Origin of the sequence: Streptomyces sp. NPDC088817 (assembly GCF_044750345.1) — a bacterium.
In the GTDB taxonomy this organism is placed as follows: domain Bacteria; phylum Actinomycetota; class Actinomycetes; order Streptomycetales; family Streptomycetaceae; genus Streptomyces.
Genome location: NZ_JBIVJN010000002.1, coordinates 150,536 through 170,997, shown reverse-complemented (window position 1 = coordinate 170,997; position 20,462 = coordinate 150,536). Strand labels below are relative to the sequence as shown.

Annotated in this window: 19 protein-coding genes and 2 tRNA genes; 16 read left to right on the top strand and 5 right to left on the bottom strand. The window is 72.7% G+C overall.

The genetic code is table 11. The features are described from left to right. The first annotated feature begins 17 nt into the window (after positions 1 to 17). The 6 genes from moaC to ACIP4X_RS04365 all read left to right on the top strand — a co-directional run bounded on the left by moaC (position 18) and on the right by ACIP4X_RS04365 (position 4,237). Entirely contained in the window at positions 18 to 530 is a 513-nt protein-coding gene (moaC, locus tag ACIP4X_RS04390; RefSeq protein WP_358736241.1) for a cyclic pyranopterin monophosphate synthase MoaC, read from the top strand. Beyond that, entirely contained in the window at positions 527 to 1,069 is a 543-nt protein-coding gene (locus ACIP4X_RS04385; RefSeq protein ID WP_358736239.1) for a MogA/MoaB family molybdenum cofactor biosynthesis protein, read from the top strand. The genes moaC and ACIP4X_RS04385 overlap by 4 nt, the downstream gene beginning before the upstream one ends. Before the next feature lie 20 nt (positions 1,070 to 1,089). After that, a complete protein-coding gene (locus tag ACIP4X_RS04380) occupies positions 1,090 to 1,716 on the top strand; it encodes a GNAT family protein (RefSeq protein ID WP_358736237.1) in 627 nt (208 codons plus the stop codon). A 195-nt stretch (positions 1,717 to 1,911) separates the two neighbouring features. Then, positions 1,912 to 3,174: a gephyrin-like molybdotransferase receptor GlpR gene (gene glpR / locus ACIP4X_RS04375; RefSeq protein ID WP_401346572.1), complete on the top strand. Its 1,263-nt coding sequence runs from the start codon at positions 1,912 to 1,914 to the stop codon at positions 3,172 to 3,174. A 74-nt stretch (positions 3,175 to 3,248) separates the two neighbouring features. Next, positions 3,249 to 3,322, top strand: a tRNA-Ala gene (locus ACIP4X_RS04370). 588 nt (positions 3,323 to 3,910) lie between these two features. Beyond that, positions 3,911 to 4,237 carry a hypothetical protein gene (locus tag ACIP4X_RS04365; RefSeq protein ID WP_391454002.1) on the top strand — a complete coding sequence of 109 codons (327 nt, stop codon included), beginning with the start codon at positions 3,911 to 3,913 and terminating at the stop codon, positions 4,235 to 4,237. Positions 4,238 to 4,488: 251 nt separating this feature from the next. Here ACIP4X_RS04365 and ACIP4X_RS04360 read toward each other — a convergent pair whose 3' ends face one another. Further along, on the bottom strand, positions 4,489 to 4,971 hold the full coding sequence (locus ACIP4X_RS04360) for a GNAT family N-acetyltransferase (protein WP_358736231.1): 483 nt from the start codon (positions 4,969 to 4,971) through the stop codon (positions 4,489 to 4,491). 82 nt (positions 4,972 to 5,053) lie between these two features. Between ACIP4X_RS04360 and ACIP4X_RS04355 the strand changes: the two genes are divergently transcribed. Beyond that, positions 5,054 to 5,857 (top strand): exodeoxyribonuclease III, encoded by an 804-nt coding sequence (locus tag ACIP4X_RS04355; RefSeq protein ID WP_401346568.1) that lies wholly within the window; start codon positions 5,054 to 5,056, stop codon positions 5,855 to 5,857. Between the two features lie 20 nt (positions 5,858 to 5,877). On the opposite strand, the gene ACIP4X_RS04350 is transcribed toward ACIP4X_RS04355, so the two are convergent. Then, complete coding sequence (locus ACIP4X_RS04350; protein ID WP_358736307.1) at positions 5,878 to 6,498, bottom strand: MerR family transcriptional regulator; 621 nt, start codon at positions 6,496 to 6,498, stop codon at positions 5,878 to 5,880. Positions 6,499 to 6,703: 205 nt separating this feature from the next. On the opposite strand from ACIP4X_RS04350, the gene ACIP4X_RS04345 reads away from it, so the two are divergent. From ACIP4X_RS04345 to ACIP4X_RS04330, 4 genes are all read left to right on the top strand, one after another. Continuing rightward, positions 6,704 to 8,269 carry an NAD(P)/FAD-dependent oxidoreductase gene (locus ACIP4X_RS04345; protein WP_358736227.1) on the top strand — a complete coding sequence of 522 codons (1,566 nt, stop codon included), beginning with the start codon at positions 6,704 to 6,706 and terminating at the stop codon, positions 8,267 to 8,269. 38 nt (positions 8,270 to 8,307) lie between these two features. Then, positions 8,308 to 9,417 carry an alpha/beta hydrolase gene (locus tag ACIP4X_RS04340; protein ID WP_358736305.1) on the top strand — a complete coding sequence of 370 codons (1,110 nt, stop codon included), beginning with the start codon at positions 8,308 to 8,310 and terminating at the stop codon, positions 9,415 to 9,417. Next, positions 9,414 to 10,307 carry an SDR family oxidoreductase gene (locus tag ACIP4X_RS04335; RefSeq protein ID WP_401346565.1) on the top strand — a complete coding sequence of 298 codons (894 nt, stop codon included), beginning with the start codon at positions 9,414 to 9,416 and terminating at the stop codon, positions 10,305 to 10,307. The genes ACIP4X_RS04340 and ACIP4X_RS04335 overlap by 4 nt, the downstream gene beginning before the upstream one ends. Positions 10,308 to 10,403: 96 nt before the next feature. Next, positions 10,404 to 10,592: a hypothetical protein gene (locus tag ACIP4X_RS04330; protein WP_358736223.1), complete on the top strand. Its 189-nt coding sequence runs from the start codon at positions 10,404 to 10,406 to the stop codon at positions 10,590 to 10,592. Positions 10,593 to 10,723: 131 nt separating this feature from the next. On the opposite strand, the gene ACIP4X_RS04325 is transcribed toward ACIP4X_RS04330, so the two are convergent. Next, a complete protein-coding gene (locus tag ACIP4X_RS04325) occupies positions 10,724 to 14,662 on the bottom strand; it encodes a S41 family peptidase (RefSeq protein ID WP_401346562.1) in 3,939 nt (1,312 codons plus the stop codon). Positions 14,663 to 14,817: 155 nt separating this feature from the next. Here ACIP4X_RS04325 and ACIP4X_RS04320 point away from each other — a divergent pair, with 155 nt between their 5' ends. The 4 genes from ACIP4X_RS04320 (at position 14,818) to ACIP4X_RS04305 (ending at position 18,530) form a co-directional block, all read left to right on the top strand. Beyond that, positions 14,818 to 15,417 carry a TetR/AcrR family transcriptional regulator gene (locus ACIP4X_RS04320; protein WP_358736219.1) on the top strand — a complete coding sequence of 200 codons (600 nt, stop codon included), beginning with the start codon at positions 14,818 to 14,820 and terminating at the stop codon, positions 15,415 to 15,417. Between the two features lie 104 nt (positions 15,418 to 15,521). Then, the gene (locus ACIP4X_RS04315) at positions 15,522 to 17,738 is read left to right on the top strand and encodes an MMPL family transporter (protein ID WP_401346559.1); all 2,217 of its coding nucleotides are present in this window, start codon (positions 15,522 to 15,524) and stop codon (positions 17,736 to 17,738) included. A 143-nt stretch (positions 17,739 to 17,881) separates the two neighbouring features. Further along, the gene (locus ACIP4X_RS04310; RefSeq protein ID WP_358736215.1) at positions 17,882 to 18,382 is read left to right on the top strand and encodes a YbaK/EbsC family protein; all 501 of its coding nucleotides are present in this window, start codon (positions 17,882 to 17,884) and stop codon (positions 18,380 to 18,382) included. A 74-nt stretch (positions 18,383 to 18,456) separates the two neighbouring features. Beyond that, positions 18,457 to 18,530, top strand: a tRNA-Met gene (locus ACIP4X_RS04305). 113 nt (positions 18,531 to 18,643) lie between these two features. On the opposite strand, the gene ACIP4X_RS04300 is transcribed toward ACIP4X_RS04305, so the two are convergent. Continuing rightward, a complete protein-coding gene (locus tag ACIP4X_RS04300; RefSeq protein WP_401346555.1) occupies positions 18,644 to 18,808 on the bottom strand; it encodes a hypothetical protein in 165 nt (54 codons plus the stop codon). 93 nt (positions 18,809 to 18,901) lie between these two features. Here ACIP4X_RS04300 and ACIP4X_RS04295 point away from each other — a divergent pair, with 93 nt between their 5' ends. After that, entirely contained in the window at positions 18,902 to 19,177 is a 276-nt protein-coding gene (locus ACIP4X_RS04295; RefSeq protein WP_358736213.1) for a DUF1876 domain-containing protein, read from the top strand. Between the two features lie 21 nt (positions 19,178 to 19,198). Here the strand turns inward: ACIP4X_RS04295 and ACIP4X_RS04290 are convergent, their stop codons facing one another. After that, positions 19,199 to 20,368: a serine hydrolase domain-containing protein gene (locus ACIP4X_RS04290; protein ID WP_401346552.1), complete on the bottom strand. Its 1,170-nt coding sequence runs from the start codon at positions 20,366 to 20,368 to the stop codon at positions 19,199 to 19,201. Between the last annotated feature and the right edge of the window lie 94 nt (positions 20,369 to 20,462).

Sequence of the window (20,462 nt, the reverse complement as noted above, 5' to 3'; positions counted from 1 at the left end):
GGGAGCCCCACACGATCATGACTGTGCCTTCCCGGGGGGAGACCCCCGGACCCCCAGCGCCGGACCGGCTGACGCACATCGACGACGCGGGCGCGGCCCGCATGGTCGACGTCTCCGGCAAGGACGTGACCGCGCGCACCGCCCGCGCCAGCGGCCGCGTCCTCGTCTCGCCCCGCGTGGTCGAGCTGCTGCGCGGCGAGGGGATGCCCAAGGGCGACGCCCTCGCCACCGCGCGGATCGCCGGGATCATGGGCGCCAAGCGCACCCCGGACCTCGTCCCGCTGTGCCACCCGCTGTCGGTGTCGGGTGTGAGACTGGAGCTGTCGGTCGCGGACGACGCCGTGGAGATCGAGGCCACCGTGAAGACCACGGACCGCACGGGCGTCGAGATGGAGGCGCTCACCGCGGTGTCCGTCGCCGCGCTCACCGTGGTCGACATGGTCAAGGCGGTCGACAAGGGAGCGGTCATCACGGACGTCCGGGTGGAGGAGAAGACGGGCGGCAAGTCGGGCGACTGGAGCCGGGCATGACACAGGACGCATCGGCCTCGGGCACGCCGCTCGCGCCGTACAGCGCCCTGGTGGTCACGGCCTCCAACCGGGCCGCCGCCGGGGTCTACGAGGACACGGGCGGTCCGCTGGTCGCCGCGGGCCTGCGGCGCGCCGGCTTCACCGTCGACGGCCCGCGGGTCGTACCGGACGGAGACCCGGTGGAGGCAGCGCTGCGCGCCGCCGTCGAGGCCGGGTACGACGCCGTCGTCACCACCGGAGGCACGGGCGTCTCGCCCACCGACCGCACGCCCGAGGCCACCCGCCGGGTGATCGAGACCGAGGTGCCGGGCATCGCGGAGGCCATCCGGGCGTTCGGCATGCGCAAGGTGCCGACCGCGGCGCTGTCCCGGGGGCTGGCCGGAGTGGCCGGAGGAACGCTGATCGTCAACCTGCCGGGCTCGACGGGCGGGGTGAAGGACGGACTGGCCGTCCTGGAACCGCTGTTGAGGCACGCCGTGGACCAGCTGCGCGGCGGCGACCACGCCAGACCCGGTGCCGGCCGTGGGGGTGCGCGCTGAACAGCCCATCCTGGCCCGTCGTGCTCACGGAGGGCGATGTCGTCCTCCGGCCGATAAAGCTGCGCGACCAGCGGGCCTGGCGCGAGGTGAACCGGCGCAACCGGGACTGGCTCAGGCCCTGGGAGGCGACGATTCCGCCGCCCACGCCCAGCGGGCCCATCACGCACCGGCCGACCTACCGGCAGATGGTGCGCCACCTCAGGTCGGAGGCGCACGCGGGCCGGATGCTGCCGTTCGTCATCGAGTACCAGGGGCGCCTGGTGGGGCAGTTGACGGTCGCGGGGATCACCTGGGGCTCGATGTGCTCGGGCCACGTCGGCTACTGGGTCGACGAGTCGGTGGCCGGCCGCGGGGTGATGCCGACGGCCGTGGCGATGGTCGTGGACCACTGTTTTCGCACCGTCGGGCTGCACCGCATCGAGGTCTGCATTCGGCCCGAGAACGGGCCGAGCCGGCGCGTGGCGGAGAAACTCGGATTCCGCGAGGAGGGCCTGCGGCCTCGTTATCTCCACATCGACGGTGCCTGGCGCGATCACATGGTGTTCGCGCTCACCGCGGAGGAGGTGCCCGACGGACTGCTGAACCGCTGGCGCCGGACCCGTGCCCTGCGGGCGCCGAAGGGGAATCCCGCCTCACCCGGAAATTGAATAAGTGTTCGAAATTGATCGGCCGGCGATCTGAACCGGACCCGCTCGCGATCGTCCGGGGGACATTGAATTCGCGTCCTTGACGTCCTGCTGATCACATCGATCGCAAAAAAAGTTCGAAATATCAGCCAGATCGTGCGACACACCGGCGCAATTGGCAGATGGCCTCACGCAAACCCCTCTACCGTGTGAGGCGTGAGCAGCAGCGGCCTCATCTACGCAGTCATCGTCGGGGCCTGGGCCGCCTACTTGGTGCCGATGTGGCTCCGTAGGCAGGACGAGCTGAACGAGGCCCGTCCGACGGAACGCTTCAGCACCGCCATCCGGTTCCTGTCCGGACGGGCGGGGATGGAGCGCCGGTACGCCAAGGACCTCAGGGCGCGCTCCGCCGAGGAGGGGGAGCCCGCCGACGGGGAGCCGGGCGCAGCCACCGACTCGGTGGACGTCCGGGCCTTCGCCATGCCCCCGGACCGTTCTTCGCCGGAGCGCCGGCGGCCGCCGGCACGGGACGAGCGGGAACCGGCGCGCGGCCATGACGAGCGCGAGCGGACCGCCAAGCCGGCCGCCCGCGCCGCGTCACCGGCGGCGGCACCGCCCGTCGAGGGGCCGGCGCGTCCGCCCGCCGACGTGTCCGCGCGTCCGCCCGCCGAGGCGGCGGCGCGTCCCCGGGTTCCCGCGACTCGGCGCCCGCCGCGCCCGGAGGTGTCCGCGGCGCGTGCCCGGCGCTCGAAGGTCCTCGCGCGCCGCAGACGCACCACCGTCATCCTCTTCCTCGCCTTCACCCTCGGCGCGATCGTCGCCGCGGTTGGCGGGCTCACCTTCCTGTGGGCACCCGGAGTGCCCGCCGTGCTGCTCAGCGCGTACATCGCGTATCTGCGCTCCCAGGAACGGCGCCGCTTCGCCTACCAGATGGACCGCCGCCGCGCCGAGGTCGCCGCCCAGCGGCTGCGCGAGAGCCGCCGCCAGCCGCGTCGGCGCACCCCCCTGGACCCCGCCGCCGACGAGCCCGACGCGGGGCCCGAGCCGGAGACGGACCCCGACCTCTCCGCCCTCGCCGCCGACCGGCGGGCCCTGGTCGAGCAGACCGACCACGCCGAGTGGCTCGACCAGCAGCGCGAGCGCCAGCACCGCCCCGGCCAGGGCGACAGCTGGGACCCGGTGCCGGTGCCGCTGCCCACCTACGTCACCGCCCCGGTCGCCCCGCGCGCCACCTCCGACGTGGATCTCGGAGCGCCGGACGCCTGGAGCTCGGCGCGGTCCTCGGTCGCCGTGCCGGAACAGGAGGCGGCGGCCCCGGCCGCGCCCGAACCCGAGCCGCACACCGAGGACAGGCCCGCCGCCGACGGCCGCACCGACGCCCGCCGCGCGGCCTCGGCCCGCCGCTCCCGCGAGCGCGGCCGCACCCCGCTCTTCGACCAGTACGAGGAGGGCGACCGCCCTCGCGCGGCCAACGAGTGACTTGCGCCCCTGACCAGCCCGGCAACGGATTACCAACCACCCGGGCGAGGATGCTAGAGTTTCACTCGTTGCAAGGGCCTGTGGCGCAGTCCGGTAGCGCACCTCGTTCGCATCGAGGGGGCCAGGGGTTCAAATCCCCTCAGGTCCACGCAGCTCAAAGCCCCGGTCGGGAAACCGACCGGGGCTTTGACGTGTCGCCTACGGCGTCTGTGGGCCCAGGCGTGATCCCAACCCCGACTTCCTGCCGGAGCGTTGACCGGCCGGGCAGAGGTGAGCGGCATGCGATCGAGCGTCTACGACGCCGACCGGGATCTGTCACGCTCGAAGCGGCAAACGGTTGACAGTCCTCTCAAGATGCGATCGCTCGAAGGACGACTAGCGTAGGTGAGTGGGAGCCGGAACCCGGCAGTACGCCTTCCGGCTGACCCTTGAAGACCGCGGCCTCCGCGCATTCGTGAAACTCCCGCACCACGGGACTACGGAGCCGGGCAGGGAAGCTCTTCCCGCAAGACATGTGGGGGAATTCAAGATCACGTTGCGCATCCTCCTATGGCCGCGGCCGACAATCGCGCGTCCGACAGCGCGCAAGTCGATCAAAGGGAAGGCACAGATCATGCAGGCACAGCGTCTGAAGCACCTCTTTGCGGTCACCGCAGCAGGCGTTCTCGTGGCCGGTGGTGCCGCGATCGGTGCGGCGGGGACTGCATCTGCCGCTCCGACTCACGCTCCGGCATCGGTGAGCTCCTACGCTGACCACGGAGGCGGCGGCGGAGGCGGTGGCGGCGGCCACGGCGGCGGCGGCCACGGCGGCGGCGGCCACGGTGGCGGCGGTCACGGTGGCTACGGCGGCCGAGGCGGCGGCCATGGCGGTCACGGCGGCTACGGCGGCTACGGCGGCCGAGGCGGCGGCTACGGCGGTTATGGCGGCTACGGCGGCTATGGCGGCTACGGCGGCTACGGCGGCTACGGCGGCTACGGCGGTCACGGCGGCGGCTATGGCGGTCACGGCGGCTACGGCGGCGGTCACGGCGGCGGCCACGGCGGCGGCCACGGCGGCAGGTAGTCAGCGCCTTCGGAGCGCGGTGTGTGACCGTCGTGCGGCTCCTTGACCGGAGTGCACGCACACACCGCGCCTCTGCCGGCACCTGTGCCGAGACGGGCGACGAGCACGGTCGGTCAGAGTGACGCCGCGGGAAACCGCGATGAACCGTGGGCCACGGGTTCGAGTTTTCTCCGGTCCACACGGATCAAAGCCCTGGGCGGGAAACCGGCCGGGGCTTTGACGTGCGTGCGGAGTCCCCTCCCGGGCTCAGGTCAGGGCCGGAGCGGCTTTGCCAGGCAGATGCTCGATTCGGACGCGCGGTAGTAGCCGAACTTCGTGCACGGTTCGTAGCCGCTGGAGCCGTACAGGGCGACGGCCTCCGGCTGTTGGTCGCCGGTCTCCAGGACCATGCGCAGGCGTCCGGCGTCGCGGGCGTCGGCCTCCAGGGCGGCGAGGAGGCGGCGGGCCAGGCCGCGGCCGCGCATCGACTCGATCACGTACATCCGCTTGAGTTCGGCGTCGCCGTCCTCGTTGCCCTCGGCGTTCTTGTCCTGGGTGCGCCAGCCGCCCGTGGCGACGGGGGTGCCGTCCTCGTCGTAGGCGATCAGATAGACGCCTTTCGGCGGCCGGAAGTCGGCCGCGTCGAGCGGGGTGGCGTCGCCGCCGTCGCCGTAGCGGACGTGGTACTCGGCCTGCACCTCGTCGTTCAGCTTGACGGCGTCGGGGTGGTCGAAGGGCACGGGGCGGATGTTCATGTGGGAAACCGTATGTCCAGGCGGAGGAGGGAGGCGGAGGTCTCCGGGAAGACCTCGTCCAGTGTGCCGGTAAGGTGCCCGGGTGCTGACTGTGACCTCCGTCAATGTGAATGGACTGCGCGCCGCCGCCAAGAAGGGCTTCGTGGAGTGGCTCGCGGGGACCGGGGCCGACGTGCTGTGCCTCCAGGAGGTACGGGCCGAGCCGCACCAGTTGCCGGAGCCGGTCCGCACGCCGGACGGCTGGTACGTCGTGCACGCGCCGGCCGCCGCCAAGGGACGGGCCGGAGTCTCCCTCTACACCCGCCGCGAACCCGACCGGGTCCGGATCGGTTTCGGATCGGCCGAGTTCGACGGCAGCGGACGCTACGTCGAGGCCGACCTGCCCGGTGTCACGGTCGTCAGCCTGTATCTGCCGTCCGGCGAGGTCGGCACCGAGCGGCAGGACGAGAAGGTCCGCTTCATGGACGAGTTCCTCGCCCATCTCAAGGAGTTGCGCGAACGGGCCGCCGCCGACGGCCGCGAGGTGCTCGTCTGCGGCGACTGGAACATCGCCCACCAGCAGTCCGACCTCAAGAACTGGCGCGGCAACACCAAGAACTCCGGCTTCCTCCCGGAGGAACGGGAGTGGCTGAGCACGGTCTTCGCGCCCGAGGCCGGCGGGTACGTCGACGTCGTGCGCGCACTGCACCCCGACGGTGAGGGGCCGTACACCTGGTGGTCCTACCGGGGGCGGGCCTTCGACAACGACACGGGGTGGCGGATCGACCTCCACGTGGCCACGCCCGGTCTCGCCGCCAAGGCCGTCAAGGGATACGTCGAGCGGGCGGCCACCCACGCCGAGCGCTGGTCGGACCACGCCCCGGTGACGGTGGTGTACGACCTCTAGTGCTTTGACACCGGGCTCCGCTACGGCTGCTTGCGCAGTCGTCGGTCCAGGGCCATCGACACTTCCGCCTCCACCACGCTCTTGGCCAGTGGGCGCAGTCGCGTCAGGTCGTCCTCGGGGCCGTGGCGCAGGATCAGGGCGGTGAAGAGTTCGGCGAGGGCGTCGGCGTGTTCGCGGACGCGGCGGCCTGTCTCGAGGACCTCGGCGAGCGGGATGCCCTCGCGGACCAGGGCGGCGGAGACGTCCAGCAGACGGCGGCTGATGTGGACGAGTTCGTCGCCGTCGGTGCCCAGGTAGCCGAGTTCCATGGCGGCGGCCAGGTTCTCGGCGGTGACCTCGCCCGCGAAGTGGTCGGCGAGTTCCTCGGGGGTCAGGCGGACCGGGGTCTCCTCGGTGGGGGCGCCGAGGCCCAGCAGGTCGCCGACGTCGCGGCCGTGGTCGAAGGCCTCGGCCAGTTCGGCGATGCCGTTCAGCGTGTGGCCGCGCTCCAGCAGGGCCGAGATCGTGCGCAGCCGGGCCAGATGGTGGTCGTCGTACCAGGCGATACGGCCCTCGCGGCGCGGTGGCGGGATCAGTTTGCGCTCGCGGTAGAAGCGCAGGGTGCGCACGGTGATGCCGGCCAGCCGGGCCAGCTCCTCCATGCGGTACTCGCGTCGGCCGCCGCCTGCTCCACCGTCTCCTGCCACGGCAGCAGCCTATGTTGTACCGGCGGTAACTTTTCCTCGGTCGCACCCCTACCGATCGGTACGGACCTCCTCTACGCTCCCCATTGCGCCAGTGTTCACTGGCAGAGTCGCTGAAGGCCGCACGCGGGTCGCTGTACGCGAGTCATGGGAGGGGCGCTCAATGGCCGAGCACGAGGACGAGCAGGAGCACCGGCACAAGCGGACGGACCGGCACGTGCGGGTCGCGGTGATCGGGTCCGGCTTCGGCGGACTGGGCGCCGCCGTGCGGCTGCGCCGGGAGGGGATCACCGACTTCGTCGTGCTGGAGCGGGCCGGCAGTGTCGGCGGCACCTGGCGTGACAACAGCTATCCGGGGTGCGCCTGCGACGTGCCTTCGCACCTGTACTCGTTCTCGTTCGCGCCCAACCCCGACTGGCCGCGCACTTTTTCCGGGCAGGAGCACATCCGCGCCTATCTGGAGCACGTCACGGACGTCTTCGGCCTCCGCCCGCATCTGCGCCTCAACTCCGAGGTGACGAGGATGACCTGGGACGGCGAGCGGCTGCGCTGGGACATCGAGGCCACCGGCGGGAACCTGTCGGCCGACGTCGTGGTCAGCGCGACCGGGCCGCTGTCCGAACCGAGGATCCCGGACATACCCGGGCTCGACTCCTTTCCCGGCAAGGTCTTCCACTCCGCCCGCTGGGACCACGGTTACGACCTCACGGGCAAGCGGATCGCCGTGGTCGGCACCGGAGCGTCCGCGATCCAGATCGTGCCGTCCGTCCAGCCCGAGGCCGCCCGGCTCACCCTCTTCCAGCGCACCCCGCCGTGGGTGATGCCCCGCGTCGACCGCGAGATCAGCGGCGCCGAGCGCCGGATGCACCGCGCGCTGCCGCTGACCGCGCAACTGCGTCGCGGACTGCTGTGGGGCATACGGGAGTTGCAGGTCCAGGCGTTCACCAGGCACCCGGGCCAGCTCGGTTTCGTGGAGCGGCTGGCCAAGGCCAACATGGCCCGTGCCGTCAAGGACCCGGACCTGCGGGCCAGGCTCACCCCCGACTACCGCATCGGCTGCAAGCGGATACTGCTGTCCAGCACGTACTATCCGGCCCTCGCGCAGGACAACGTGGACGTCGTCGCCAGTGGACTGAGCGAGGTCCGCGGGTCGACCGCCGTCGCCGCCGACGGCACCGAGGCCGAGGTGGACGCGATCGTCTTCGGGACCGGCTTCCACGTCACCGACATGCCGATCGCCGAGCGGATCGTCGGCGCGGACAGCCGTACGCTCGCCGAGAGCTGGAAGGACGGCATGGCGGCGCTGCGCGGGGCGTCCGCGGCCGGATTCCCCAACCTGGTGACGATCATCGGGCCCAACACCGGCCTCGGGAACTCCTCGATGATCCTGATGATCGAGTCCCAGTTGAACTACCTGGCCGACTACCTGCGCCAACTGTGCGTCCTCGGTGGCCGGGCCGCCCTCGACGCCCGGCCCAGCGCCGTGAACGCCTGGAACCGCAAGGTGCAGGAGCGCATGAAGCGCACGGTGTGGAACACCGGCGGCTGCACCAGCTGGTACCTGGACGCGGGCGGCCGCAACACCACCGTCTGGCCCGGTACGACCACCGAGTTCCGGCAGGCCACACGGCGGGTGGACCTTGCGGAGTACCAGATCCTCCGGCCGCCCGGATCCCGGGGCACGGCGGGGCGGGCCCCGGCACGGCGGCCCGTGGAGGTGGACGCGTGAGCCGTCCCGCCCGCCGGACGGCCACAGGCCGCCCGGAAATCCACGCTGCCCAGGATCCCGCCCCCGATCCGTACGACCCTCCCGTCCCCGCCCGCGAACTCACCGCCGTCTCCACCGACGGCGCCCGGCTGCACGTCGAGGTGCACGGGCCGGTGGACGACCCCGGCGCCCCGGCCGTCGTCCTCGCCCACGGCTGGACCTGCTCGACCGCCTTCTGGGCCGCGCAGATCCGGGACCTGGCCGCCGACCACCGCGTCATCGCCTACGACCAGCGCGGGCACGGACGCAGCCCGGCGAGCCGGGGTTACGGCACCGACGCGCTCGCCGACGACCTGGAGGCCGTGCTCGCGGCGACGCTCGCACCCGGTGAGAAGGCGGTGATCGCGGGCCACTCTATGGGCGGGATGACGGTGATGGCCGCGGCCGGCCGGGCCGGCTTCCGGGAACACACGGCGGCCGTACTGCTGTGCAGCACGGGCAGTTCACGGCTGGTGGCCCGCTCGACCGTCGTACCGATCCCGGCCGGCCGCCCGCGCACCTGGCTGACCCGGCGCGTCCTCGGCTCCCGGGCGCCGCTCGGACCGGTCACTCCGCTCGCCCGGCGGATCCTCAAGTACGCCACGATGGGGCCCGGTTCGGCGCCGCACATGGTCGACGCGTGCGCGCGGATCGTGCACGCCTGCCCGCGCCGGGCGCGCCACGCCTGGTCGCAGGTGCTGGACGGGCTCGATCTCGACATCCACGTAAGGCAGTTGAGGGTGCCGGTGGCGGTCGTCACGGGCACGTCCGACCGGCTGACCCCGCCGGAGCACGCGCGGTCGCTGGCCGCCGCGCTGCCCGACTGCCTGGGCCTGACCGAGCTTCCGGGGCTCGGCCACATGACACCGGTGGAGGACCCGGGGACGGTCACCGGGAAGATCCGCGAACTCGCCGCCCGGTTCGTGGCCGGCCAGGTCACCGGGCAGGCCACCGGCCACGTGCCGGGTCAGGCCACCGGCCACGTGCCGGGTCAGGCCACGGGCCACGTGCCCGGGCAGGCCACCGGCCACGTTCCCGGCCAGGCCACGGGCCACGAGCCCGGTCGGGCCACCGGGCACGGAAGCGCACACGAGCAGCACGGCGTCGCACGGATCAGGGAGGGCGCATGAGCAGGGTGAGCCTGGAGGGGCAGGTCGCGGTCGTCACGGGGGCCGCGCGGGGCGTCGGTGAACTGCTCGCCCGCAAACTGTCCGCGCGGGGCGCGAGGATCGCGCTGGTCGGCCTGGAACCGGACCTGCTCGCGGAGGTCGGCCGGCGGCTGCACGGCGAGAGCGCCCACTGGCATGCCGACGTCACCGACCACGAGGCGATGGCCCGGGTCGCGGCGGAGGTCGAGGAGCGGTTCGGCAGGGTCGACATCGTGGTCGCCAACGCGGGTGTGGCGAGCGGCGGTCCGTTCGCCGACTCCGATCCCGAGTCCTGGCGGCGGGTGATCGAGGTCAACCTCATCGGATCGGCCGTCACGGGACGGGCGTTCCTGCCGGCGCTCACCGCGAGCCGCGGCTATCTGCTCCAGATCGCCTCGCTCGCCGCCATCACCCCGGCGCCGATGATGACGGCGTACTGCGCCTCCAAGTCCGGTGTGGAGGCGTACGCGCACAGTCTGCGCGCCGAAGTCGCCCACCGGGGCGTGCGGGTGGGCGTCGCCTACCTGTCGTGGACCGACACCGACATGGTGCGCGGGGCCGATCAGGACGACGTCATGCGGGAGTTGAGGCAACGGCTGCCGTGGCCGGCCAGCCGGACGTATCCGCTGGGCCCCGCGGTGGACCGGATCGTGGCCGGGGTCGAGCGGCGCGCGGCCCATGTGTACGGGCAGTGGTGGCTGCGCGGGATGCAGGGCGTGCGCGGGTGGCTGCCGGGTGTGGTGGGCACCGTGGGGCAGCGGGAGGTGCGGCGCTTCGCCGACCGGCTGTCGGGGGTGCGGACCGGCCTGGTCGGGGCGGGTGGGGAGGCCGACGAACGGCACCGGTCCGTACCGGCTACGCAACGTCACTGATCGACATGCGCAGGGTCACCGCCCGTGTGAATCTGGTCGAGGCCGGTCCCCCAGCCCACTTGGGGATCGGCCCCCAACCACACGGGAGTGAACAACATGGGTATGAAGGACAAGCACCAGGACCCGGGCGAGCAGCAGCGGCAGCAGGGGGGCCGTCAGCGCCCCGGTGAGGGCCGCGAGAAGGCCGGGCAGCGCCCGACCCAGCCGCGTGAGCGCGGGCGTCACGACGCCCAGGGCAGGCCTGACGAGATGGAAGACCGTCTCAACCAGGACTACGACCGCTAGCCACGGCCGGCAGTCGGCGTCGTCGCCGGGCTCGGCTTCGGCCGTGACGGCGTGAGGCGTGACGGCGTGGGGTGTTCCGGATGCCGGGGCACCCCACGTTCCTGCGGGAGCGGCCGCTCAAGTCCCGGCGCTCAGCGGCGCGGAGGCAGCTTCGGCCGTGAACGGTCGGGCACGTCGCGGTAGTCAGGCGGGACCGCCGCCGGATTGGCCTCCAGGAGTTCCAGGGCCAGTTCGATCGCGTCGTCCATCTCGACGTGGCGGCCCTCGGCCCAGTCCAGGGGAGTGCGCAGGCTCTCCACGTCGGGGGTGACGCCGTGGTTCTCGACGGACCAGCCGTAGGCGTCGAACCAGGCCGCGTTCATCGGCACCGTGATCACCGTGCCGTCGCCGAGGCGGTGCCGGCCGGTCATGCCGACCACTCCGCCCCAGGTGCGCTGGCCCACCACGGGGCCCAGCTTGAGCAGCTTGAAGGCGGCCGTGATCATGTCGCCGTCGGACGAGGTCGCCTCGTCGGCGAGGGCCACGACCGGCCCGCGGGGCGCGTCGGAGGTGTACGACACGGGCTGGGCGTTGCGCGTCAGGTCCCAGCCGAGGATGGTGCGGGTCAGCTTCTCGATGACCAACTCGCTGATGTGCCCGCCCGCGTTGCCGCGGACGTCGACGATCAGCGCGGGCCGGGACACCTCCATGCGCAGGTCCCGGTTGAACTGTGCCCAGCCGGAGCCGCCCATGTCGGGGATGTGCAGGTAGCCGCATCGGCCGCCGCTCAACTCCCGGACCACGGCCCGGCGTTTGGCCACCCAGTCCTGGTAGCGCAGCGGGCGCTCGTCGATCAGCGGCACGACGGCGACCCGGCGCGGCGGTCCCTGGCCCTCCGCGGGGGAGAAGGTCAGCTCCACCGTCGTGCCGCCCGTCCCCGCGAGCAGCGGGTAGGGGCCCGTGACCGGATCCACCGGGCGTCCGTCGACGTGGGTGAGGACCGCGCCTTCGCGGATGCCCGCGCCGGCCAGCGGCGAGCGGGCCTTGGAATCGGAGGAGTCGCCGGGCAGGATCCGCCGGACCACCCAACGGCCTTCGCGGTACGCCAGGTTGGCGCCGAGCAGGCCCTGCAGGCGCTGGTAGTGCGCGGGGCCCTCGTTGCGGCGGGCGGGGGAGACGTAGGCGTGGGAGGTGCCCAGTTCGCCCAGGACCTCGCGCAGCAGGTCGGCGAACTCGTCCGGGGACGCGACGCGTTCGACCAGCGGGCGGTACTGCGCGAGCACCGCGTCCCAGTCGATGCCGCACATGTCCGGCTCCCAGAAGTAGGCGCGGATCAGCCGGCCCGCCTCCTCGTACGACTGGCGCCACTCGGCGGCCGGGTCGACCACGTGCAGGATCCGGCGCAGGTCGATCCAGGTCGTCGTGTCGCTGTCGCCGATCTCCGTGGACGGCACCGCGCGCAGGTCGCCCTCGTCGACGACGACCAGGCGGGTGCCGTCGCCGCTGACCGCGAGGAAGTCGAGATGGCCGACGAGTTCGTACTTCTTGGCCCTGCTGATGTTGAAGTGCTCCAGGGTCGGCCGGCCGGTGGTGTCGTCCGGGTTGACGAAGGTCTCGCCCAGGGCGCCGGAGATGGGCCAGCGCAGCCAGACGAGGCCGCCGCCGGCGACCGGGTGCAGTGCCGAGTACTTGGAGGCGATGACGGGGAACGGGGTGACCCGGTTCGCCAGGCCCTCGACCTCCACGGTCACCGCGCCGGAGTCGCCCGTCTCCTCGTCCTCGACGGGGTCGAGACCGCCGGCGGCCGGCCGTCCCTCGGGGTTCAGCGCGAAGGGGGACGGGGTCGCGGAGGACAGCGGAACGAGGTACGGCTTGCAGCCGAGCGGGAAGGACAGGTCCCCGGTGTGCACGTCGTACACCGGGTCGAAGCCGCGCCAGGACAGGAAGGCCAGGTATCGGCCGTCCCGGGTGAACACCGGGTTCTCGTCCTCGAAGCGGCCGTTGGTGACGTCGACGATCAGGCGGTCCTGGATCCGCGCCATCCTGATCTGCCGCAGGGACCGTCCGACCCCCGGATGCGACCAGGTCAGCCACGCCCCGTCCGGCGAGAACGCCAGATCCCGCACGGGCCCGTTCGCGGAACGCACCAACTCGGTGAGCCGCCCCCCGGAGCCGTCACCGGCACCGACGGCGCCGGACGCCCCGGTCTCGCCCGCCGCACCGGCCCCGACGCCCCCGCGGCCGTCCGCGCCGGCGGCCCCACCCGCCGGGCCGGTCCCGAGGGGGCCACCCGTCGGTTCGGTGGCTGTCGGGTCGTCCGCCGTGCCGGTGCCGGACGGACCGTCGGTCGCTCCGGTCCCGAGGGGGCCGTCGGTCGGGTCGGTGGCCGTCGGGCCATCTGCCGCGCTGGTGCCGTGCGGACCGTCGGTCGCTCCGGCCCCGAGGGGGCCGTCGGTCGGGTCGGTGGCCGTCGGGCCGTCCGCCGCGCTGGTGCTGAGCGGGCCATCGGTCGCACTGGCCCCGAGGGGGCCGCCCGTCGCGGTGGTGGCAGTTGGGCCGTCCGTCGTGCCGGTGCCGCCGGTCGGCTCGGTGCCGGGCGGACCGTCGGTCGCTCCGGTCCCGAGCGGGTCGCCCGTGGCTTCGGTGGCCGTCGGGCCGTCCGCCGCACCGGCCCCGACGGGACCGTCAGTCGGGTCGGTGGCGGGTGGGTTGTTCTGCGCATCCGTATCGGGCGTCGCGCGCTCGGGCGTCTCCGTGCGGGCCTCGGGCGTGGCCGTGGTGGACGACGTGGTCACCGCCGTTTCCGGCGGCTCCTCGCCCCGTCCCGTGACCGCGGCCACCTCCTTCGCCGTCTCCTCCTCGTTCAGGTCGCTCACGTCGAGGAGGAGCAGGCGGCCGTCGTGGGAGGCGAGGGCCAGGCGGTCGCCGGCGGGGTCGGAGGCCATCTCCAGGACGCGGCCGAGGCGGCCGGAGGCGAGGCGCCGGGGCGGGCGGGCGCCGGTGGCGCGCGGGAGGTGGGTGATCTCGACGGCGTCCTCGCCGTCCGCGTCGGTGACGTAGGCGACCTGGCCCGTCCCGCCGAGCATCTCCGGCAGCCGGATGCGCACTCCGGGCGTGTCGATCAGGGTGCGGGCGGGGCCGTCGCGATGGGTCAGCCAGTGCAGGGAGCCGCGTACGACGACCGCGCTGGCCCGGCCCGTCTCGTCGACGGAGATGCCGTCGACGTGCTGGGCGGCCGGCACCTGGTAGCGGCGGCGGCCCGCCCGTGGCCCGCTGGTCCGCACCTCCAGCCGACGCGGGACCGAGTCCGCGGACAGGTCGTCCACCATCCACAGGTCGCCCGCGCACTGGTACACCACCCGCGTGCCGTCGCTGGAGGCGTGCCGGGCGTAGAAGGCGTCGTGGTCGGTGTGCCGGCGCAGGCCGGAGCCGTCGGGCGCGCAGGAGTAGAGGTTGCCCACGCCCTCGTGGTCGGAGAGGAACGCGATCCGGCCGCCGACGAACATCGGGGAGGCCAGATGCCCGCCGATGCCGGCGAGCAGCCGCTGCCCGTGCAGCCACAGCCGGCCCGTCGCACCGCCCCGGTACCGCTTCCAGGAGGCCGCTTCGTGCGGGGGCGTGCCGGTGAGCAGCAGGGTCTTGTGGCCGCCGTCCACGTCGGCGACCTGGAGGTCGGACACCGGCCCCCAGGGCAGCTTGCGGCCGGGGGAGCCGTCCGTGCCGACCTTGTAGGCCCAGGTGAAGTAGGAGAACGGCTCGCCGTGGGAGGCGACGGCGAGGATGTCGGTGCGGCCGTGCTCGTCCGGCGGCGCCCACCCGCACACCCGGGTGTCGGTGCTGCCCCAGTAGGTGAGCTGGCGGGCCGGTCCGCCGTCCACCGCGACCAGGTGGATCTCGGGCACCAGACTGCGCCAGCTCGTGTACGCGATGTGCCGCCCGTCGGGCGAGAAGCGGGGTGGGCCGACCTTGGTGCGGTCCACCGTGAGGCGCCAGGCGCGGCCCGCTCCGTCGAGCGGCGCCAGCCAGAGGTCGTCCTCGGCCACGAAGCACAGCAGATCGCCGCTGAGGTGCGGCAGGCGCAGATAACTCACGTTCCCATGCTTTGCCCGGGTATGGGCCGCAGCAACTTATGCGGAACCGACAGTCGTGACCCAGGACACGTACGAAACGGTTTCGTTTCGTTCGGCGGGTGCGCTACATTCTCCATGTACGAAACGGTGTCGTTCCCAGCGGGAAGGCGGAGGACATGGCCGAGGTCGCTACCGGGCGCCGCAGCCGTATCACGCCCGAGCGCGAGGCGGAGCTGTACGCCGCCGTGCTCGACCTGCTCCGCGAGGTCGGCTACGACTCCCTCACCATGGACGCCGTCGCCACCCGCACGCGGTCCAGCAAGGCCACCCTCTACCGCCAGTGGGGCGGGAAGGCCGAGCTCGTCGTGGGGGCCATGCGGCACGGCAAGCCGACACGGCTCGACGCGATCGACACCGGAGCGCTCCGCACCGACCTGCACGCCCTCGTCACCCGCGAGGACGACTGCGTCATGGAGCAGAACTCCGCGCTGATCCGGGCCCTGGCCATGGCCATGCACACCAATCCGGACCTCAGACAGGCCTTCCGGGAACAGCTCATCGAACCGGAGATGGCCGCGTTCCGCAGCCTGCTGCAACGCGCCGTCGACCGGGGCGAGATCCGGGCGGACTGCCCGGCGCTGGACTTCGTGGTGCACATGCTGGCCGGCGGGTTCGTCGTCCGCGGGCTCATCGAGGGCCTGCCGCCGACCCAGGGCTTCCTTCACTCGTACCTCGACGCCGTGGTCCTCCCCGCCCTCGGCGTACCGACTTCCTGACACCTCTCCCCAGCAAGCCCACCCTCTGACGTCACCGCTCACGTCGTCGGGCTGATCACCCCTGCCCACTTTCACCCCCACGACCTGACCGGGAGTACGTCAACGTGGCCACGTTCCTCTACAGACTGGGCCGCCTCGCCTTCCGGCGACGGCACTTCGTCGCCCTTGCCTGGCTGGTGCTGCTCACCCTCGCCGGCGTCGGCGCGGCCTCCGCGCCGGCCGCCGGGAACACCTCTTTCTCCATTCCGGGCACCGAGGCGCAGAAGGCCTTCGACCTGCTGGAACAGCGGTTCCCCGGCGCGAGCGCCGACGGAGCCACCGCCCGCGTGGTGTTCAAGGCACCGAGCGGCGAGAAGATGACGGACGCCGGGAACAAGGCGACCGTCGAGAAGACGGTCGAGGAGCTGTCCAGCGGCTCGGAGGTCGCCTCCGTCGCCGACCCCTACACCGCGCACGCCGTCAGCGAGGACGGCACGATCGCCTACGCGTCGGTGCGGTACAAGGTCTCCGGCATGGAGCTGGAGGACTCCTCCCGCACCGCCCTGAAGGAGGCCGCGCAGCACGCGAGGGACGCCGGGCTGACCGTGGAGATCGGCGGTGACGCCCTCCAGACCGCACCGGAGACCGGCGCGAGCGAGGTCATCGGCATCGCGATCGCGGCCGTCGTCCTCGTCATCACCTTCGGCTCGCTCGTCGCGGCCGGACTGCCGCTGCTGACCGCGCTCATCGGCGTCGGCATCGGCGTCTCGACGATCACCGCCCTCGCCAACACCCTGGACCTGGGCTCCACCACGTCCATCCTGGCCACGATGATCGGTCTCGCGGTCGGCATCGACTACGCCCTGTTCATCGTCTCCCGCTACCGCGCCGAACTCGCCGAGGGCCGCGAGCGCGAGGAGGCCGCCGGGAGGGCCGTCGGCACGGCGGGCTCCGCGGTGGTCTTCGCCGGCCTGACCGTCGTCATCGCCCTCGTGGGACTGTCCGTGGTCAACATCCCGATGCTCACGAAGATGGGCCTGGCGGCGGCCGGCACGGTCGTCATCGCCGTCCTCATCGCGCTGACGATGATCCCGGCGCTGCTGGGCTACGCGGGCCGACGGGTCAAGCCGATCGGCGCGACGAGCGGACTGCTTTGCCGCCGGCGCCCCGAGCCGCGGCCGGACCGGCCCAACATGGGCACCCGCTGGGCGAGCTTCGTGGTCCGCCGCCCGGTCGCCGTGCTGTCGCTCGGCGTGCTCGGCCTGGGCGCCGCCGCGATACCGGCCGGCTCCCTCGAACTGGGCCTGCCGGACGACGGCTCCCAGCCCGTCTCCACCACCCAGCGCCGCGCCTACGACCTGCTCTCGGAGGGCTTCGGACCCGGCTTCAACGGCCCCCTGCTGCTCGTGGTCGACGCCAGCGGCAGCGCCGACCCCAAGGCGTCCTTCACCAAGGTCACCGACGAGATCAAGGGCCTCAAGAACGTCGTGACGGTGACGGAGGCGCAGCCCAACGAGGCCGGCGACACCGCGACCGTGACCGTCGTACCCGACTCCAAGCCGTCCTCCACCGCCACCGAGGACCTGGTGCACGCCATCCGCGGCGCGGGTGGCGACATCGAGGCGAAGACCGACGCGAAGGTGCTCGTCACCGGGTCCACGGCGATGAACATCGACGTCTCGCAGAAGCTCAACGACGCGCTGCTGCCGTATCTGGCGCTGGTGGTCGGCCTGGCCTTCCTGCTGCTGATCGTGGTCTTCCGCTCGGTCCTGGTCCCGCTCAAGGCGGCGCTCGGCTTCCTGCTGTCGGTGCTGGCGGCGCTCGGCGCGGTGGTCGCGGTCTTCCAGTGGGGCTGGCTGTCGGGCCTGATGCACGTCGAGGAGACCGGCCCGGTCATGTCGATGATGCCGATCTTCATGGTGGGTGTCGTCTTCGGACTCGCGATGGACTACGAGGTGTTCCTCGTCACCCGGATGCGCGAGGCGTACGTGCACGGTGAGACGCCGGGCCAGGCCGTGGTGACCGGTTTCCGGCACGGGGCGCGGGTGGTGACGGCCGCCGCGGTCATCATGATCGCCGTCTTCTCCGGCTTCATCGGCTCCAGCGAGTCGATGGTCAGGATGATCGGCTTCGGCCTGGCGATCGCGGTGTTCTTCGACGCGTTCATCGTGCGCATGGCGATCGTGCCGGCGGTGCTGGCCCTGCTGGGCCGGCGGGCCTGGTGGCTGCCCGGCTGGCTGGAGCGCGCCCTGCCCGACGTCGACGTGGAGGGCACGGCCCTGCACACCGAGCAGCCGCTCCACGCCGACCCGGACGAACGGCGGGAGCTGGTCGGGGCGTGAGTTCGTAGCCCGCCGGGACGGAACGACCGGTGAGGGTGCCGTGGGGACGGCGCACCCTCACCGGTCTCGTCCGTCCCGGCCGCCTCGTCCACCCCGTGGGAATCCCCTCGTGATGTCCGTGACCGGCGGCTAGCCTGCCGTCCATGACGACGACACCCGAGTCGGGAGCCCACCCCCGCTTCGCCGACGCCCTGCGTGAGCTGGGGCTCGACGCGCTGCTCCCCGAGGTCCGCAGGTTCCCCGAGGCGACCAGGACCGCCGCCGAGGCCGCGGCGGCCATCGGCTGCGAACTGAGCCAGATCTGCAAGTCGCTGATCTTCGCGGCCGACAGGGAGCCGGTGCTGGTGCTCATGGACGGTGCCTCCCGGGTGGACGTCGAGCGGGTCCGTGAGGAACTTGGCGCCGAGAAGGTCACGCGGGCCAAGGCGGACGTCGTACGGGAGGCGACCGGGTACGCCATCGGCGGCGTACCGCCCTTCGGCCACCGGACCCGCACGCGCGTGCTCGCCGACCGTTCACTGCTCGACCACGACGTCATCTGGGCTGCCGCCGGAACCCCGTACACCGTCTTCCCGATGGCCCCCGGGGCGCTGGTCGCGCAGGCCGGCGGCATCCTCGTGGACGTGCGCGAACGCACCACATGACGCCGGCGGTCCTGTTCGCCGACCGGGGCTGGTCACCGGACGTCGCCGAGTGGCGTAGAGTATTCCCATACCGACGCGGGGTGGAGCAGCTCGGTAGCTCGCTGGGCTCATAACCCAGAGGTCGCAGGTTCAAATCCTGTCCCCGCTACTGCAAGAAGCGGAGCCTGTGCGTATACGCCAGGCTCCGCTTCGCATATTGCCGGGCGGTTTTCTCTCGGCCCAGCGAATGTTCAGCAGTGCTGACGCGCTGCACGGCCATGCTCAGCCCAGCGTCAGCCAGCGAATTCCCAGGCGGTCGACCTCCGCCGCCTCCTCCTGGGTGATCGGGTCGCGTCCTGTCGCTTTCCGCAGAAAGAGAAGCCGGCTCCAGCCCAGCTTCTCCAACGACGCCGCGCCGTTGCGCTGCGGAGCTGTGCGGTATCTCACCTCGAAGGCGGAGGTCTCCGCCGCGTCCCGTCTTGGGTGCGTCGGGGGCGGGGGAGGGGCACTCTGGAAGCAGGTGTTCCGGAGGTGACCGTCATGATGAAGACCGTTGTGGGATGGCACATCGAGATGGAGTTCCAGGAGGACGGGCAGCACACCCGGGCGGCGGCGCTGGTGCGGCTGCCCGACGGCAGTGAGGTCCGGGGGCACGGCAGGGCCAGCCGCCACCGTACCGACTCCGACCAGCCACGGGTCGGCGAGGAGATCGCCGGCGCGAGGGCCCTGAACGAGCTCGCCATGCAGCTCCTCACCAAGGCGCACGGCGAGATCGACGAGGCCTCGGGCCGTGTCTCGCAGCCCATCCACGTCTGACACCCGGGCGGGGAGGCGGGCCTACGCCAGGGACGCCCGCACCGCGTGGACCAGGGCCTGGGCCCTCGGGTCCGCCGTCACGTTGGAGTGGAAGCCGTTGGTGACATAGGCGAAGGCGACGGCCGAGTCCGGGTCGGCGAAGCCCAGGGCGCCGCCGCGGCCGGGGTGGCCGAAGGAGCCGGGGCCGAGCAGGGGCGACGCTGGGCTGTGCAGCATGGGGCCGAGGCCGAAGCGGGTGGGGGCCACCAGCACGCGGTCGGGCCCGGCGGAGTGCTCCGTGCGGGCCAGCTCCATGGTGCGCGGGGTGAACAGGCGGGTGCCGCCGTCCACTTCGCCGATCAGCGCCGCGTAGAAGCGGGCCAGACCGTCGGCCGTGGCGATGCCGTTGGACGCGGGCAGGACCGCCGCGCGGTAGGCGGGGTCGTTCTCGTCGGGCAGCGGGGTGATCGCCGCGAACGCCCGCCGGGTCAGCGACTCCGGGTCGGCGTACGCCTCGGCCACGGACCGCTTGGGGCGGGTGCGAAGGCCCGTGGCGGTACGCGGGGGCTCCACCTGGCCCACGCGTCCCACACGCCCGCTCTCGCCCGCCGGCAGCCCCACCCACAGGTCGGCCCCCACCGGGCCGGCCACCTCGTGCGCGATCCACTCGCCGATCGAGCGGCCCGTGATCCGTCGCACCAGCTCGGCCGTCAGCCAGCTGTACGTCTGCGCGTGGTAGCCGTGGTCCGTGCCCGGCTCCCAGGCCGGCGCCTGCGCGGCGACCGCCTCGGCGCCCAGCACCGGATCGGCGGCCTGCTCCGGTGTGAGCGGGCGGTCGAGGACGGGGACGCCCGCACGGTGGGCCAGCAGGTCGCGGACCAGCGTCCGCTCCTTGCCGGACGCCTTGAACTCGGGCCAGTACGTTCCCACCGGCGCGTCCAGGTCCAGTTCCCCGCGCTGGTGCAGCAGCAGGAGGACGGCCGCGGCGACGCCCTTGGTCGCCGAGCGCACGATCTGCGCGGTGCCCCGCTCCCAGGGTGCCGAGTCCGCCGTGCCGTCGACGTCCCGCGTCCCTGCCCACAGGTCCACGACCCGGTGTCCGTCCCGGTACACGGCCACCGCGGCGCCCCGCTCGCCGCGCAGCGCGAAGTTCGCCGCGAACGCCTCCCCGACCGGCTCGAAGCCCTCGGCCACTGTGCCGTGCACGTCCACGTCCGCCACTCCTTCCGCTCTTCGCCTGCGACAGTGGGTGCAACCGGCTGCCCCGGCCTGCGATTCCTGTGGTGGGCCGGCTTGGCACGATCGT

Bases quoted from the DNA above. Each gene is read 5' to 3' on its own strand.
- ACIP4X_RS04310 (WP_358736215.1), top strand. From the start codon at position 17,882: ATGACGACGACACCCGAGTCGGGAGCCCACCCCCGCTTCGCCGACGCC.
- moaC (WP_358736241.1), top strand. From the start codon at position 18: ATGACTGTGCCTTCCCGGGGGGAGACCCCCGGACCCCCAGCGCCGGAC.
- ACIP4X_RS04335 (WP_401346565.1), top strand. From the start codon at position 9,414: ATGAGCAGGGTGAGCCTGGAGGGGCAGGTCGCGGTCGTCACGGGGGCC.
- ACIP4X_RS04320 (WP_358736219.1), top strand. From the start codon at position 14,818: ATGGCCGAGGTCGCTACCGGGCGCCGCAGCCGTATCACGCCCGAGCGC.
- ACIP4X_RS04360 (WP_358736231.1), bottom strand. From the start codon at position 4,971: ATGAACATCCGCCCCGTGCCCTTCGACCACCCCGACGCCGTCAAGCTG.
- ACIP4X_RS04330 (WP_358736223.1), top strand. From the start codon at position 10,404: ATGGGTATGAAGGACAAGCACCAGGACCCGGGCGAGCAGCAGCGGCAG.
- ACIP4X_RS04295 (WP_358736213.1), top strand. From the start codon at position 18,902: ATGATGAAGACCGTTGTGGGATGGCACATCGAGATGGAGTTCCAGGAG.
- ACIP4X_RS04345 (WP_358736227.1), top strand. From the start codon at position 6,704: ATGGCCGAGCACGAGGACGAGCAGGAGCACCGGCACAAGCGGACGGAC.
- ACIP4X_RS04350 (WP_358736307.1), bottom strand. From the start codon at position 6,498: ATGGAGGAGCTGGCCCGGCTGGCCGGCATCACCGTGCGCACCCTGCGC.
- ACIP4X_RS04385 (WP_358736239.1), top strand. From the start codon at position 527: ATGACACAGGACGCATCGGCCTCGGGCACGCCGCTCGCGCCGTACAGC.